Source organism: Mycobacterium sp. DL592 (assembly GCF_011694515.1).
Classification (GTDB): domain Bacteria; phylum Actinomycetota; class Actinomycetes; order Mycobacteriales; family Mycobacteriaceae; genus Mycobacterium.
Map to the genome: position 1 here is coordinate 2,161,419 of NZ_CP050192.1, position 14,737 is coordinate 2,176,155.

A 14,737-nucleotide genomic window follows, 5' to 3' on the forward strand; every position below is an offset into this window, starting at 1 on the left:
AGGCTTCTTTCAGGAGGCGAACAGCGGACGGTCGCGACGGGTGTGCTGCTGGGCAAGTTCGTCGAGCAGCGGGTCGGATAGATCGGCGAGGCCCGTGGTGGCCTCGTGGACGGTGTGCTCGCACAGCTCGGCCAGCGCGAACGTCAGCACCGCCACGTCGGCGGGATCCAGGGCCAGCAGGCGCTGCGCGGCCGTCGCGCTGCCCGTCATCGTCGTGTAGACCACCGACAGTGCGGTCTGCTCGGGCGCCAGCCCGCTGACCAGGCCCACCCGGCCCGCCACCACCGCCTGATGCGGCCGCGCACCCAGAGCCTCCCAGTCGTGTGCGGGCCACACCCGCCGGGCTAGCCGCAGCAACCCGCGGCCCTGCGCCCGGGAGGCCAGCCGGGTGGCCGGAGCCGGTGTGCGGGCATCGGTTTCGGCGTCGGCGGCGGTGGGGGTGAGCTCTCCGCGGTGCACGGCCGCCGCGATCGACGCATTCACCAGGGCGCTGGTCCGGATCCGGCGCCGCAGGTAGGCCTCCAGCGTGGTCAGGTCGACCACGCGACGGCTGGTCACCGCCTCCTCCACCCCGCCGGAATGCACGTGTCCCCCGGTGGGCAACCGGGAGTCGGCGAGGGTGAGCAGAGTGGTTAGTGCGGACATCAGAACAGGAAATAGCGTTGCGCCATCGGCAGTTCGGTGGCCGGCTGTTCCTGCCACACCTGCCCGTCGATGCGCACGGTGAAGGTGTCGGGGTCGACTTCGATACGCGGCAGGGCGTCGTTGAGCGGCATCTGGGCCTTGCCGACGGCGCGGACGTTGCCCACCGCGACGAGTCGCCGGTTGACGGCGATCCGGTCGGCCAGGCCGTCCTCGATGGCCTGCGGGGCGACGAAATGCACCGACGTCGCCGCCGCAGCGGCCGGGGCGGCGCCGAACATCGGGCGGGGCAGCACCGGCTGCGGCGTCGGGATCGAGGCGTTGGCGTCACCCATTGCGGCCCAGGCGATCATCCCGCCCTTGATGACCGCGTGCGGGCGCACTCCGAAGAACGCCGGCTCCCACAGCACCAGGTCGGCGAGCTTGCCGACCTCAACGCTGCCGATCTCGTGATCGAGGCCGTGCGCGACGGCAGGACAGATCGTGTACTTCGCGACATAACGCCGAACCCGCTTGTTGTCGGCCGCACCGTCACCTTCCAGTGCGCCGCGACGCCTCTTCATCACGTGCGCGGTCTGCCAGGTGCGCAGCACCACCTCGCCGATGCGGCCCATGGCCTGGGCATCGCTGCCGATCATCGAGATGGCGCCGATATCGTGCAGCAGGTCCTCGGCGGCGATGGTCGAAGGCCGGATGCGGCTCTCGGCGAAGGCGAGATCCTCCGGGACGCTCGGGTTGAGGTGATGGCACACCATCAGCATGTCCAGATGCTCGTCGAGGGTGTTGACGGTGTGCGGGCGGGTCGGGTTCGTCGAACTCGGCAGCACGTAGGGCTCGCCGGCGACGGTGATGATGTCGGGTGCGTGCCCGCCGCCTGCGCCCTCGGTGTGATAGGCGTGGATCGAACGGCCCTTGATCGCGGCAAGGGTGTCCTCGACGAATCCTGCTTCGTTGAGGGTGTCGGTGTGGATGTTGGCCTGGACACCGGCGGCATCGGCCACGGTCAGGCAGGCGTCGATCGCTGCGGGCGTGGTACCCCAGTCCTCGTGCAGCTTGAAACCGGCTGCCCCGCCCCGCAATTGCTCCCACATGGCCTCGGCGGAGACGGTGTTACCTTTACCCAGCAGCGCGATGTTGAGCGGCCAGGAGTCCAGTGACTCCAGCATGCGGGCCAGGTGCCAGGCGCCGGGTGTGACGGTGGTGGCCTTGCTGCCCTCGGCGGGTCCGGTACCGCCGGCGATGATCGTGGTGATGCCACCGCCGATGGCCTCGGGCATGATCTGCGGGCAGATCAGGTGGACGTGGCAGTCGATGGCCCCGGCGGTGACGATGCGCCCGTTGCCGGCGATGACCTCAGTCGACGGGCCCACCACGAGATCGGGGTGCACGCCCGACATGATGTCGGGGTTGCCGGCCTTGCCGATGGCCACGATGCGTCCGTCGCGAATGCCGATGTCGGCCTTGATGATTCCCCAATAGTCGATGATCACCGCGCCGGTGATCACGGTGTCGGGGGCGCCGTCGGCGCGGGTGGCCCGACCCTGTCCCATCGACTCGCGCAGCACCTTTCCGCCGCCGAAGACGGCCTCGTCGCCGGCCAGGCCCGGGCCGCCGCTGCGGTCTTCGGTGATCTCCACCAGCAGGTCGGTGTCGGCGAGCCGGATCCGGTCGCCGGTGGTCGGGCCGTACAGCGCGGCGTACCGGGCACGCGAGAGGGCGCTCATCGGTCGATTCTCTTCGCGCAAGCGCTCATCGCAAGTCCAGCTTTCCCGGCGGGTTGAGGCTCAGTCCGTGCACCTCGCGCGAACCGCTCAGCGGAACCAGCCAAACCCGCTGTGCTACACCGGGTTCGAAGCGAACGGCGGTGCCTGCCGGGATGTCGAACCGGTGCCCGTGGGCCGCGGTCCGGTCGAAGGAGAGCGCGGCGTTGGCCTGCGGCAGGTGCACGTGGCTGCCGACCTGGACCGGGCGGTCGCCGGTGTTGACGATCTCCACTTCCAATCGCGCTGCGCCGGCATTGAGTTCGATGTCGCCGTCGCCGAGAAGAACTTCTCCGGGAATCACAGGGCGCTCCGTCACGGGATCGGATGGTGGACGGTGACGAGTTTGGTGCCGTCCGGGAAGGTGGCCTCGACCTGGACGTCGTGCAGCATCTCGGGCACCCCGTCCATGACCTCGGCGCGGGTGAGGACCTCGCGTCCGCTGATCATCAGTTCGGCCACTGTGCGCCCGTCGCGGGCGCCCTCGAGGATGTGGTCGGTGATGATGGCGACCGTCTCGGGATGGTTGAGCTTCAGCCCGCGCGCCTGGCGGCGTCGGGCGAGGTCGGCCGCGTAGGAGATCAGCAGCCGGTCGGTCTCATGCGGTGTCAGGCGCATAGTGCGCGATCCTGCCACGGCCGACCGGGATCGGCAGAGCGGCGTCGCACTACTGCTGGGGCGGATCGACTTCCAGGTTCTGCAGCCGCACCTGCCCGCGGGCCAGCAGCCGGTCCTGTTCGTCGCGGATCGTGACCAGCCACAGCTGCTGGCGTCGTCCGCGGTGAATCGGCTCGGAGACGCCGTAGACGGTGCCCGAGCCGATGGCCCGCAGGAAGTCGGTGTTGTTGTTGACGCCGACGACGTTGCCGCCGCCGTTGGCCGCCAGCCAGACATAGGCCGACGTGCTCGCCATGGACTCGATCACCGAGCAGTAGACGCCGCCGTGGACGATGCCCATCGGTTGCAGCAGCTTGGGCACCACCTCGAGGTGGGCCTTGGCGCCGTCGGCGGTCAGTTCGGTGAACGTCAGGCCGAGCTGGTTGTCGAAGGGGGCGTCGAACGCGATCTGTTCGGTCAGCGACTGCTCTGGTTCCACGCACCCTTGTTTACAGGGACGGACCCCGCGTACCAGACGCGGGGTCCGTCCTCGGAATGGACCGGGAGTCTCTGCAGCCCTCAGGACTCCGGCGCGGTCCAGAGCTTCTAGCCGGTCCGGCGCAGGGCGCGTACCGGCAGGCCGAATCCGGCGAGCGCGTCGAGCACTGCCTGGGCGCGGCGCATGCACACGGTTTCGCCGGCACCGGAGATCAGCGGGACCTGGGTTGCGGTGATCACCGCCGCGGCACCCACCGACTGCCACATATCGGTGGTGGTCAGCGCCTCGCCGCTGAGACGCTGGAGTTCCTCGAAGAGCGGGGCCAGCGAGCGATGGCAGCGGTGTGCCGTCCAGGTGGCCAGGGCCTGCTCGCCGGGCAGCCGGACCACGGCGGTGCCCGCCGGGTCACCGGGTAGCACCCGCAGCGTCGGGTCCTCCACCCCGGTCCAGTCGATCGCCCCTTCGGAGTCGACGTGCATCCACAGGTTCTCCGGCCCGGCGTCCCAGGCGCGTCCCTCGAGCACCAGCAGCGTCAACACCCGGCCGAGGACGGCGTGGGTGAAGGCGGCCGCGACCTGCTGGGCGGCGGTGCGCCGGTTGTCGAGTTCGGCCGTTGCGGCCTCGTACATCCCGACCAGCCGGCCGCTGGTGACCACCGATTCCAGCGGCCACCACCGCCGGCGGGAGACGTCGGCCATCAGGGCCACGCCGTGCACGCGGGGCGCGTCCGGGGTGAGCCGCCGCAACCGCCGGCTGGACTCGTGGACGGGCAGGACGCGGCGAATCGTCATCGCGCGGATCAGTGGGTCGGCCACAGCTGCAGTCACAGCACCTCCTGGTGTAAGTTAGGTAAGCCTAACCACAAAAACTCATGGTGAGTACAGCCTTGGCTTATGTGAGGCCTGTCACACCACATCCGGCCGCAGCGACAATGGCCTGCGCTTTTGGGTGTGGCAATCGTGTCGTCCGGGAACACCGACCGGGGGTGCGCGAGTTGAGCCAGACAAGTTGGATACGACGCCCGGTAGTAACCGGGAGTACCCTTACCTGATTGCTACGGAGATGAACGGAAAATGCCCAAGTTGAATCGTCTCGGCGAACTCGAACGCGCAGTGATGGACCACCTGTGGGCCGCCGGCGAGCCGTTGACCGTCCGACAGGTGCATGAGGCGCTCTCTGCGCACCGCGATCTGGCCTACACCACCGTGATGACGGTTCTGCAGCGCCTGGCCCGCAAGAATCTGGTGTCGCAGATCCGCGACGACCGCGCCCACCAGTACGCCCCGGTGCACGGACGCGACGAACTCGTCGCCGGCCTCATGGTCGACGCCCTCGACCAGGCCGCCGACTCCGGTGACCGGCGCGCCGCGCTGGTGCACTTCGTCGAACGGGTCGGTGCCGACGAGGCCGACGCACTGCGCCGCGCACTGGCCGAACTCGAGGCCAAACACCGAACGTCTCAGCCCGCTGGCGGTAGCCCGGTCGGCTGAGGGACACTGTCAGCGTGTCCGCGCTGGCCTTCACTCTCGTCGCGCTCCTTCTCGTCGGCCCTGTGCCGGCGGTGCTGGCACGCGCGGCCTGGCCGATGCGCGCCCCGCGAGCCGCGATTGTGCTGTGGCAGTCGATCGCCGTGGCCGCCGTCCTCTCCGCATTCAGTGCCGGACTGGCCATCGCCAGCCGGTTGTTCGTCCCCGGTCCCGACGGCCGCCCGACGGCCACCATCACCAGTGAGATCGCCGTCCTGGGCTGGCCGCTGTGGCTGATCTACGTATCGGTCTTCGCCGTGACGCTGCTTATCGGCGCGCGGCTGGTCGTCGCGGTGGTACAGGTGGCCATCGCCACCCGGCGGCGGCGGGCCCACCACCGGATGGTCGTCGACCTGCTCGGTGACTGCCCGGAGCGGGCCAGCGGACTGCGGGTCCTGCACGTCGACGAGCCGCTGGCGTACTGCCTTCCCGGGGTGCGCAGCCGCGTGGTGCTCAGTGAAGGCACCCTGTCGGCCCTGTCCGACCAGGAACTGGTCGCCATCCTCAGCCACGAACGGGCGCACCTGCGGGCACGCCACGACCTCGTACTGGAAGCGTTCGTCGCCGTCCACACCGCGTTCCCGCGCTTCGTGCGCAGCGGCAGCGCACTCAGCGCCGTTCGACTGCTGGTCGAACTTCTCGCCGACGACGCCGCGGTGCGCTCCGCGGGCCCTGCTCCCCTGGCCCGCGCCCTGGTCGCCTGCGCCTCGGGCCGCACCCCGTCGGGCGCCCTTGCCGCGGGTGGACCCACCACGGTGATCCGGGTGCGCCGGCTGTGCGGCAGGCCCAACAGCGTCTGGCTGTCGCTGGCCGCCTACGTCGCCGCCGCCGCGGTGCTCGTGGTTCCCACCGTCGCGGTCGCCGTGCCCTGGCTGACCGAGCTGCATCGATTGTTCTCGACCTAGCGGACGAAAGCCGCTCTGCCGCAACACCTAATCGAAAGGCGTTAGATGAGCTCGTCGCAAAACAGCACGAACGGCACCGCACAGATCGGCGTCACCGGCCTGGCGGTGATGGGTTCGAACCTGGCCCGCAACTTCGCCCGCCACGGCTACACCGTCGCACTGCACAACCGGTCGGTGGCCAAGACCGATGCGCTGCTCGAGCAGCACGGAGCGGACGGCAACTTCGTGCGCAGCGAGACCATCGAGGAGTTCCTGGCCGCGCTGGAGAAGCCGCGCCGGGTGATCATCATGGTCAAGGCGGGTGACCCCACCGACGCCGTCATCAACGAGCTGGCCGACGCCATGGAGCCTGGCGACATCATCATCGACGGCGGCAACGCGCTCTACACCGACACGATCCGCCGCGAGAAGGCCATCCGCGAGCGTGGACTGCACTTCGTCGGAGCCGGCATCTCCGGTGGCGAGGAAGGCGCCCTCAACGGGCCCTCGATCATGCCCGGCGGCCCCGCCGAGTCCTACGTCTCGCTGGGCCCGCTGCTCGAGGAGATCTCGGCCCACGTCGACGGCGTGCCCTGCTGCACCCACATCGGCCCCGACGGCGCCGGACACTTCGTCAAGATGGTCCACAACGGCATCGAGTACTCCGACATGCAGCTCATCGGCGAGGCCTACCAGTTGCTGCGCGACGGCCTGGGCCTGGCCGCCCCGCAGATCGCGGACATCTTCGCCGACTGGAACTCCGGCGACCTGGACAGCTACCTCATCGAGATCACCGCCGAGGTGCTGCGCCAGATCGACGCCAAGACCGGCAAGCCGCTGGTCGACGTGATCGTCGACGAGGCCGAGCAGAAGGGCACCGGCCGCTGGACGGTCAAGTCCGCACTCGACCTCGGGGTGCCCGTCACCGGGATCGCCGAGGCGGTATTCGCCCGCGCCCTGTCCGGGTCGGTTCCGCAGCGCCGGGCCACCACCGGCCTGGCCTCCGGCGTTCTGGGCCAACAGCCAACGGATGCACAGCAATTCACCGAGGACGTGCAGCGTGCGCTGTATGCCTCGAAGATCGTCGCCTATGCGCAGGGGTTCAACCAGATCCAGGCCGGCTCGGCCGAATACAACTGGGACATCACCCCGGGCGACCTGGCCACCATCTGGCGCGGCGGCTGCATCATCCGGGCCAAGTTCCTCAACCGGATCAAGGACGCGTTCGACGAGAACCCCAACCTGCCGACGCTGATCGCCGCACCCTACTTCCGCAGCGCGGTCGAATCGGCGATCGACAGCTGGCGCCGCGTCGTCGTAACCGCCACCGAGCTGGGCATCCCGATCCCCGGCTTCGCCTCGGCGCTGTCCTACTACGACGCGCTGCGCACCGAGCGGCTGCCCGCTGCGCTGACCCAGGGGCTGCGCGACTTCTTCGGCGCGCACACCTACGGGCGCACCGACGCCGACCCGGCCGCCCGTTTCCACACGCTCTGGAGCGGGGACCGCAGCGAGGTACAGGCCTGAGCAAATTAGGCTGAGGTCGTGCGATTCCTCGACGGCCACCGGCCTCCGTACGACCTGACCTACGACGACGTCTTCATCGTCCCGAACTCCTCGGACGTCACCTCGCGCTTCGATGTCGACCTGTCCACCGCCGACGGCACCGGAACCACCATCCCGGTGGTGGTGGCCAACATGACGGCGGTGGCCGGGCGGCGGATGGCCGAGACGGTGGCCCGCCGCGGCGGCATCGTGGTGCTGCCGCAGGACCTGCCGATCGAGGCCGTCCAGCAGACCGTCGACTTCGTCAAGAGCCGCGATCTGATCGCCGACACCCCGGTGACCCTCGGGCCCGAGGATTCGGTGTCCGACGCTGTGGCACTGATCCACAAGCGCGCGCACGGGGCGGCGGTCGTGGTCGCTGACGGCCGCCCGATCGGGCTGGTCACCGAGGCCGCTACCGCGGGCGTCGACCGCTTCGCCCGGGTGCGCGACGTGGCGGTCACCGATTTCGTCACCGCGCCGGTGCACGCCGACCCCAAGGCGGTCTTTGCACTGCTCGAGCACGCACCGGTCGACGTGGCCGTGCTCACCGAGGCCGACGGAACACTCGCCGGTGTGCTGACCAGGATCGGCGCGGTCCGGGCCGGGATCTACACCCCCGCCGTCGACACTGAAGGCCGGTTGCGCATCGCCGCGGCGGTGGGCATCAACGGCGACGTCGCGGCCAAGGCCCAGGCGCTGGCCGAGGCGGGCGTCGACGTGCTCGTCGTCGACACCGCCCACGGTCACCAGATCAAGATGCTCGACGCCATCAAGGCGGTGTCCGCCCTGGACCTGGGCATCCCACTGGCCGCCGGCAACGTCGTCTCCGCCGAAGGTGCGCGCGACCTGATCACCGCGGGTGCCTCCATCGTCAAGGTCGGCGTCGGGCCCGGCGCCATGTGCACCACCCGCATGATGACCGGCGTCGGGCGCCCACAGTTCTCCGCTGTCGTCGAATGTTCCACAGCGGCAAGGGAACTCGGCGGCCACGTGTGGGCGGACGGTGGGGTGCGGCATCCGCGTGACGTCGCGCTGGCACTGGCGGCCGGCGCGTCCAATGTGATGATCGGCTCCTGGTTCGCCGGCACCTACGAATCCCCCGGCGACCTGATGTACGACCGCGACAACCGTGCCTACAAGGAGAGCTACGGGATGGCCTCCAAACGGGCGGTCGCCGCGCGCACCAGTGCCGACAGCGCGTTCGACCGGGCCCGCAAGGCCCTGTTCGAAGAGGGCATCTCCACCTCGCGGATGGAACTGGACCCCGACCGCGGCGGCGTGGAGGACCTGCTGGACCACATCACCTCCGGGGTCCGCAGCACCTGCACCTACGTCGGCGCCTCGAACATCGCCGAACTCCACGAACGCGTGGTCCTCGGAGTCCAATCGGCGGCCGGGTTCGCTGAGGGTCACCCGCTGCCGACCGGCTGGTGAGACCGGGTGGCGCGCCGCAACCGCTAACATAGGGCTTGTTTCACGCTCCACCGAGGAAGGAAGGGATCGTCAGTGCCGCAGGCACCCGTCGAGGCCCCCGCTGAGCGGGCTGCCCGGGCCGAGCAGGCACCGGACGAGGCCGAGGCCGAACCCTCCCCTAGACAGCCGGGCGTACGGCCCGGCGGCCAATCGGTGAGAACCCGATGAACGTGGTCTACACCCTGTTGAGCCTGTTGGCGATCGTGGTACTGACCGCGGGCACCGCGATGTTCGTCGCCGCGGAGTTCTCGCTGACCGCGCTGGAGCGCAGCACGGTCGACGCCAACGCCCGGACCGGGGGGCGCCGCGACAAGATGGTCCAGCGCGCCCACCGGACGTTGTCCTTCCAGCTCTCCGGTGCGCAGCTCGGCATCTCGATCACCACGCTGGCCACCGGTTATCTGGCCGAACCCGTCCTGGCCCGGCTGCTGCACCCGGTGCTGGACGCACTCGGCGTCCCGCCCGGCGTCGGATCGGGCGTCTCACTGGTGCTGGCAATCCTGATCGCCACCTCGGTGTCGATGGTGTTCGGCGAGCTCGTGCCCAAAAACCTGGCGGTGGCGCATCCGCTGCCGACGGCCAGGGCCACCGCGGGCTTCCAGCTGTTGTTCTCCACCGCGATGACTCCGCTGATCAAGGCGACCAACGGAACGGCCAACTGGATCCTGCGACGCCTCGGGATCGAACCGGCCGAGGAGCTGCGCTCGGCGCGTTCGCCGGAGGAGCTGGGCTCGCTGGTACGCAACTCCGCCGAACGCGGCGCCCTCGACGAGTCCACCGCAGCGCTGGTCAACCGCTCGCTGCAGTTCGGCTCCCGCATCGCCGAGGAGTTCATGACGCCCCGCACCGAGATCGAGGTGCTGCAGGCCGACGACACCATCGCCGACCTGGTGGCCGCCGCCGCCGACACCGGGTTCTCCCGGTTCCCGGTGGTCGACGGCGACCTCGACGAGACCATCGGCATCGTGCACGTCAAGCAGGTGTTCGCGGTGCCGGCCGAGATGCGGACCAGCACTCGGCTCAAGGTGCTGGCGGTTCCGGTGCCCACGGTGCCGTCGACGCTCGACGGCGACGCCCTGATGGCCCAGGTGCGCGCCAACGGCCTGCAGACCGCGCTGGTGGTCGACGAATACGGCGGCACCGCGGGCATGGTGACGGTCGAGGACCTGATCGAGGAGATCGTCGGCGACGTCCGCGACGAGCACGACGACTCCACGCCCGACGTGCAGAAGACCCCGCTGGGCTGGCAGGTGTCCGGCCTGCTGCGCATCGACGAGGTCGACGAGGCCACCGGCTTCCGGGCCCCGGAGGGCGAGTACGAGACGATCGGTGGCCTGGTGCTCGAAACCCTCGGGCACATCCCCGAACCCGGCGAATCCATCGAACTGTCCGCCTTCGACCCCGACGGCCCGTACGACGACCCGGTGCGCTGGCGGGCCACCGTGATCGCGATGGACGGCAGGCGCATCGACCAGTTGGCGCTGATCGAACTGGGCCGCGGTGGCGACGCGGAGCCGGAGGACAGCTGATGGGTGGTGACATTTTCGGCGTGCTGCTGACCGTGGCACTGCTGGCGGCCAACGCCTTCTTCGTCGGTTCGGAGTTCGCCCTGATCTCGGCGCGGCGCGACCGGCTGGAATCGCTTGCCGAACAGGGCAAGAAGAGCGCGGTGACGGTGCTGCGGGCCGGTGAGCAGCTCTCGCTGATGCTCGCCGGCGCCCAACTGGGCATCACGGTGTGCTCGATCCTGCTCGGCCGCGTCGGTGAACCCGCCGTCGCACACCTGCTGGAAAAGCCGTTCGACCTCGTCGGGGTGCCCGACGCCGTCCTGCACACGGTGTCGTTCCTGGTGGCCCTGGCCATCGTGGTGACGCTGCACGTGCTGCTGGGTGAGATGGTGCCCAAGAACATCGCGATCGCCGGCCCGGAGAAGACCGCCATGCTGGTGGTGCCGGTCTACCTGGTCTACGTGCGGATCGCCCGGCCGTTCATCGCCTTCTACAACTGGGCGGCCAACACCACGCTGCACCTGTTCGGGGTGGAGGCCAAGGACGAACTCGACGTCACCGTCTCCACCGTGGAACTCGCCGAGATGATCGCCGAGTCCAGCTCCGAGGGGCTGCTGGACCCCGAGGAACACCTGCGGCTGACCAGGGCCCTGCAGATCCGCAACCGGGTGGTCAACGACATCGCGGTGCCGCTGGACCAGATCCGGGCGGTACCGGTGGCCGCCGCGGGCTGCGGCCCGACGGTGGCCGCGGTGACCGAGGCGCTGACCGACACCGGGTACTCGCGTTTCCCGGTGGTCGGCGTGGACGGCACCCTGATCGGCTACCTGCACATCAAGGATGTGTTGTCCGAGATCGACGACCCGAACACCGTGCTCGACGGATCCGTGGTCCGCCCGCTGCCGCAACTGGCCTCGGACATGCCGCTGCCCGACGCGTTGGCCAAGCTCAGGCAGGACAACAGCCACCTGGCGATGGTGATCGGCCAGGACGGCCGGGTGTGCGCGATGGCGGCGCTGGAGGATCTCGTGGAGGATCTCGTGGGCACCGTGCGCGACGGAACCCATCGTGCGTGAGGCCGTCCTCGACGAGGACCAGTGGCTGCCGAAGGCCGCCGAGCACCGGGCCGTCGTGGAGGACCTGACGGGCGAGCACCGGCGGCGCGCCCAACGTGGTGAAACTCACCCGGTGTGGGATTTCCTGTTCACCTACTACAGCCTGCGGCCACGCCAGCTGCGGCTGTGGCATCCCGGGTACGGCACCGCACTGGCCGGCGCCTCGGCCCGCCGGTACCTCGACAAGACGGGCTACGTGTCGACGCCGGCCGGGGTGACCGTCGGCGCCGAGTACCTCCACGCGCGGCTGGACACGGTGGGATTCATCGCCGGCCTGCTGCGCGCCACCGCGGATCGGGCACCGCAGTACAGCTGCTTCGGCATGCATGAATGGGCGATGGTCTACCGCAGCGACGACGTCCGGCACGCCGCGGTGCCGCTGCGACTGGGCAGGGCGGGCACCGACGCCGTCGTTGAGTCGATGCCGTTGCGCTGCAGCCACTTCGACGCGTTTCGCTTCTTCACCCCGGCGGCGGTGACCCGGAATCAGGTGACCCCGACCAGGTCCGGGCAGAGCGACTGGGAGCAGCCGGGCTGCCTGCACGCCAACATGGACCTCTACAAGTGGTGCTACAAGCTCGGCCCGCTGACCGAATCCGGACTGCTGCTGGAGTGCCTTCGGCTGGCCGCGCAGGCCCGCGAACTCGACATGCGCGCCAGCCCCTATGACCTGTCGGAGTTCGGCTTCGAGCCGATCGCCGTCGAGGACCCGGCCGGTCGGGCGGAATACGTACGGCGCCAGAGCGTTGTCGCGCAGCGCGCCGCACCGCTGCGGGCGGCTCTGCTGGCGCGCTGCGAGCAGCTGCTGGCGGCTGCCGCGACGCAGGAGAGCACGTTACCGGCGGGTACGCTGAATGGATTGTCGTGAGGGAGGACTGATGACAGAACGCGTGTCCGTCGGCAACCTGCGGGTGGCGCAGGTGCTGTACGACTTCATCACCAACGAGGCGCTGCCCGGCACCGAGATCGACGCCGACAGCTTCTGGGCGGGTGTCGACAAGGTCGTCACCGACCTCGCGCCGAAAAACCAGGACCTCCTCGCCCGCCGCGATGACCTGCAGGCCCAGATCGACAAGTGGCACCGGCAGCGCATCATCGGCGGTATCGACGCCGGCGAGTACCAGCAGTTCCTCGCCGACATCGGCTACCTGCTGCCTGAGCCCGACGACTTCTCGATCACCACCTCGAACGTCGACGACGAGATCACCACCACGGCGGGCCCGCAGCTGGTGGTGCCGATCCTCAACGCCCGCTTCGCGCTCAACGCCGCGAACGCCCGCTGGGGTTCGCTGTACGACGCGCTCTACGGCACCGATGTGATCAGCTCCGAGGACGGCGCCGAGCCCGGCACCGGCTATAACAAGGTCCGCGGCGACAAGGTGATCGCCTACGCCCGCACCTTCCTCGACCAGGCCGCGCCGCTGGCCTCCGGATCGTGGAGTGACGCCACCGGACTGTCCGTCGTCGAAGGTGTCCTGGAGATCGCGCAGGGCGAGCAGGTCACCGGTCTGGCCAGCCCGGAGAAGTTCCTGGGTTACACCGGCACGCTCGGCTCCCCCTCCTGGTCGGTGCTGCTGGTCAACAACGGCCTGCACATCGAGATCCTGGTCGACCCGCAGTCGCCCGTCGGCTCCACCGACAAGGCCGGCATCAAGGACGTCGTGCTGGAGTCGGCCATCACCACGATCATGGACTTCGAGGATTCGGTGGCCGCGGTCGACGCCGACGACAAGGTGCTCGGTTACCGCAACTGGCTCGGCCTGAACAAGGGCGATCTCGCCGAACAGGTCAGCAAGGGCGGCAAGACCTTCACGCGCGTGCTCAACGGCGACCGCACCTACACATCACCGGACGGATCCGAGTTCACCCTGCCCGGCCGCAGCCTGCTGTTCGTCCGCAACGTCGGGCACCTGATGACCAACGACGCAATCGTGGACGCCGACGGCAACGAGGTCTTCGAGGGCATCCAGGACGCCCTGTTCACCACGCTGATCGCGATGCACGGCCTGAACGGGCAGAACAGCCGCACCGGCTCGATCTACATCGTCAAGCCCAAGATGCACGGCCCGGACGAAGTCGCCTTCACCTGCGAGCTGTTCAGCCGCGTCGAAGATGTCCTGGGCCTGCCGCAGAACACCATCAAGGTCGGCATCATGGACGAGGAGCGCCGCACCTCGGCCAACCTCAAGGCCTGCGTCAAGGCCGCCGCCGACCGGGTGGCGTTCATCAACACCGGCTTCCTGGACCGCACCGGCGACGAGATCCACACCTCGATGGAAGCCGGCCCGATGATCCGCAAGGGCGCGATGAAGACCCAGCCGTGGATCCTGGCCTACGAAGACCAGAACGTCGACGTCGGTCTGGCCACCGGGTTCTCCGGCAAGGCACAGATCGGCAAGGGCATGTGGGCGATGACCGACCTGATGGCCGACATGGTCGCCCAGAAGATCGGCCAGCCGCGCGCGGGCGCCACCACAGCCTGGGTGCCGTCGCCCACCGCGGCGACCCTGCACGCCATGCACTACCACTACGTCGACGTCTACGCGGTGCACAAGGAGCTGGCCGGCAAGCCCCGCACCACCAAGGATCAGCTGCTGACCATCCCGCTGGCCGCCGAGCTGGCCTGGTCGCCGGAGGAGATCCACGAAGAGGTCGACAACAACTGCCAGTCCATCCTGGGCTACGTGGTGCGCTGGATCGATGCCGGCGTCGGCTGCTCGAAGGTGCCCGACATCCATGACGTCGCGCTCATGGAGGACCGCGCCACACTGCGGATCTCCAGTCAGCTGCTGGCGAACTGGCTGCGGCACGGTGTCATCACCGAAGACGACGTCACGACGAGCCTGCGCCGGATGGCGGCGGTGGTCGACCAACAGAACGCCGCCGACCCCGACTACCGCCCGATGGCGCCCGACCCGGAGGGAAGTATCGCCTTCGGGGCCGCCCAGGAGCTGATCCTGGCGGGCGCAGCTCAGCCCAGCGGCTACACCGAGCCGATCCTGCACCGGCGTCGGCGGGAGTTCAAGGCTTCGGTCGGGGGCTGACCAGCCCCGGGTCACCGTCGTCAGGTGGCGAACCGCTGATCGCTAGACTCGTGCGGGATCTGGCGGCACACACCGCGCGAACCGTTCGACGAAAGAGGATCAGTCACCGCCATGGGCAGGCACAGCAAACCCGGTCCCGGA

At 69.3% G+C, this 14,737-nt stretch carries 14 protein-coding genes; 8 read left to right on the forward strand and 6 right to left on the reverse strand.

Annotated elements, in window-relative coordinates; translation table 11 throughout:
• Positions 1–9 precede the first annotated feature (9 nt).
• The 6 genes from HBE64_RS10485 to HBE64_RS10510 form a co-directional block, all read right to left on the reverse strand.
• Positions 10–645, reverse strand: a complete 636-nt coding sequence (locus HBE64_RS10485; RefSeq protein WP_167101297.1) for an urease accessory protein UreF — start codon at positions 643–645, stop codon at positions 10–12.
• Entirely contained in the window at positions 645–2,366 is a 1,722-nt protein-coding gene (locus HBE64_RS10490) for an urease subunit alpha (RefSeq protein WP_167101300.1), read from the reverse strand. Before HBE64_RS10490 ends, HBE64_RS10485 begins: the two co-directional genes overlap by 1 nt.
• 25 nt (positions 2,367–2,391) lie before the next feature.
• Positions 2,392–2,706 (reverse strand): urease subunit beta, encoded by a 315-nt coding sequence (locus tag HBE64_RS10495; protein WP_167109041.1) that lies wholly within the window; start codon positions 2,704–2,706, stop codon positions 2,392–2,394.
• A gap of 11 nt (positions 2,707–2,717) precedes the next feature.
• Positions 2,718–3,020, reverse strand: a complete 303-nt coding sequence (locus tag HBE64_RS10500) for an urease subunit gamma (protein ID WP_167101303.1) — start codon at positions 3,018–3,020, stop codon at positions 2,718–2,720.
• A gap of 49 nt (positions 3,021–3,069) precedes the next feature.
• Positions 3,070–3,498, reverse strand: a complete 429-nt coding sequence (locus HBE64_RS10505) for a PaaI family thioesterase (RefSeq protein WP_167101306.1) — start codon at positions 3,496–3,498, stop codon at positions 3,070–3,072.
• A 107-nt stretch (positions 3,499–3,605) separates the two neighbouring features.
• A complete protein-coding gene (locus HBE64_RS10510) occupies positions 3,606–4,325 on the reverse strand; it encodes an iron reductase (RefSeq protein ID WP_167101309.1) in 720 nt (239 codons plus the stop codon).
• 246 nt (positions 4,326–4,571) lie between these two features.
• Here HBE64_RS10510 and HBE64_RS10515 point away from each other — a divergent pair, with 246 nt between their 5' ends.
• The 8 genes from HBE64_RS10515 to HBE64_RS10550 all read left to right on the forward strand — a co-directional run bounded on the left by HBE64_RS10515 (position 4,572) and on the right by HBE64_RS10550 (position 14,596).
• Positions 4,572–4,988 carry a BlaI/MecI/CopY family transcriptional regulator gene (locus HBE64_RS10515; RefSeq protein WP_167101312.1) on the forward strand — a complete coding sequence of 139 codons (417 nt, stop codon included), beginning with the start codon at positions 4,572–4,574 and terminating at the stop codon, positions 4,986–4,988.
• 14 nt (positions 4,989–5,002) lie between these two features.
• Positions 5,003–5,929 (forward strand): M56 family metallopeptidase, encoded by a 927-nt coding sequence (locus HBE64_RS10520; RefSeq protein WP_167101315.1) that lies wholly within the window; start codon positions 5,003–5,005, stop codon positions 5,927–5,929.
• 45 nt (positions 5,930–5,974) lie between these two features.
• A complete protein-coding gene (gene gndA, locus HBE64_RS10525) occupies positions 5,975–7,435 on the forward strand; it encodes an NADP-dependent phosphogluconate dehydrogenase (RefSeq protein ID WP_167101318.1) in 1,461 nt (486 codons plus the stop codon).
• An 18-nt stretch (positions 7,436–7,453) separates the two neighbouring features.
• Positions 7,454–8,890 carry a GuaB1 family IMP dehydrogenase-related protein gene (locus HBE64_RS10530; protein WP_167101322.1) on the forward strand — a complete coding sequence of 479 codons (1,437 nt, stop codon included), beginning with the start codon at positions 7,454–7,456 and terminating at the stop codon, positions 8,888–8,890.
• A gap of 203 nt (positions 8,891–9,093) precedes the next feature.
• Positions 9,094–10,458, forward strand: a complete 1,365-nt coding sequence (locus tag HBE64_RS10535) for a hemolysin family protein (protein ID WP_167101325.1) — start codon at positions 9,094–9,096, stop codon at positions 10,456–10,458.
• Positions 10,458–11,513 (forward strand): hemolysin family protein, encoded by a 1,056-nt coding sequence (locus HBE64_RS10540; RefSeq protein ID WP_167101328.1) that lies wholly within the window; start codon positions 10,458–10,460, stop codon positions 11,511–11,513. Before HBE64_RS10535 ends, HBE64_RS10540 begins: the two co-directional genes overlap by 1 nt.
• Positions 11,506–12,420: a 3-methyladenine DNA glycosylase gene (locus tag HBE64_RS10545; protein ID WP_208300618.1), complete on the forward strand. Its 915-nt coding sequence runs from the start codon at positions 11,506–11,508 to the stop codon at positions 12,418–12,420. The genes HBE64_RS10540 and HBE64_RS10545 overlap by 8 nt, the downstream gene beginning before the upstream one ends.
• Before the next feature lie 10 nt (positions 12,421–12,430).
• Positions 12,431–14,596: a malate synthase G gene (locus HBE64_RS10550; protein ID WP_167101331.1), complete on the forward strand. Its 2,166-nt coding sequence runs from the start codon at positions 12,431–12,433 to the stop codon at positions 14,594–14,596.
• Positions 14,597–14,737 lie beyond the last annotated feature (141 nt).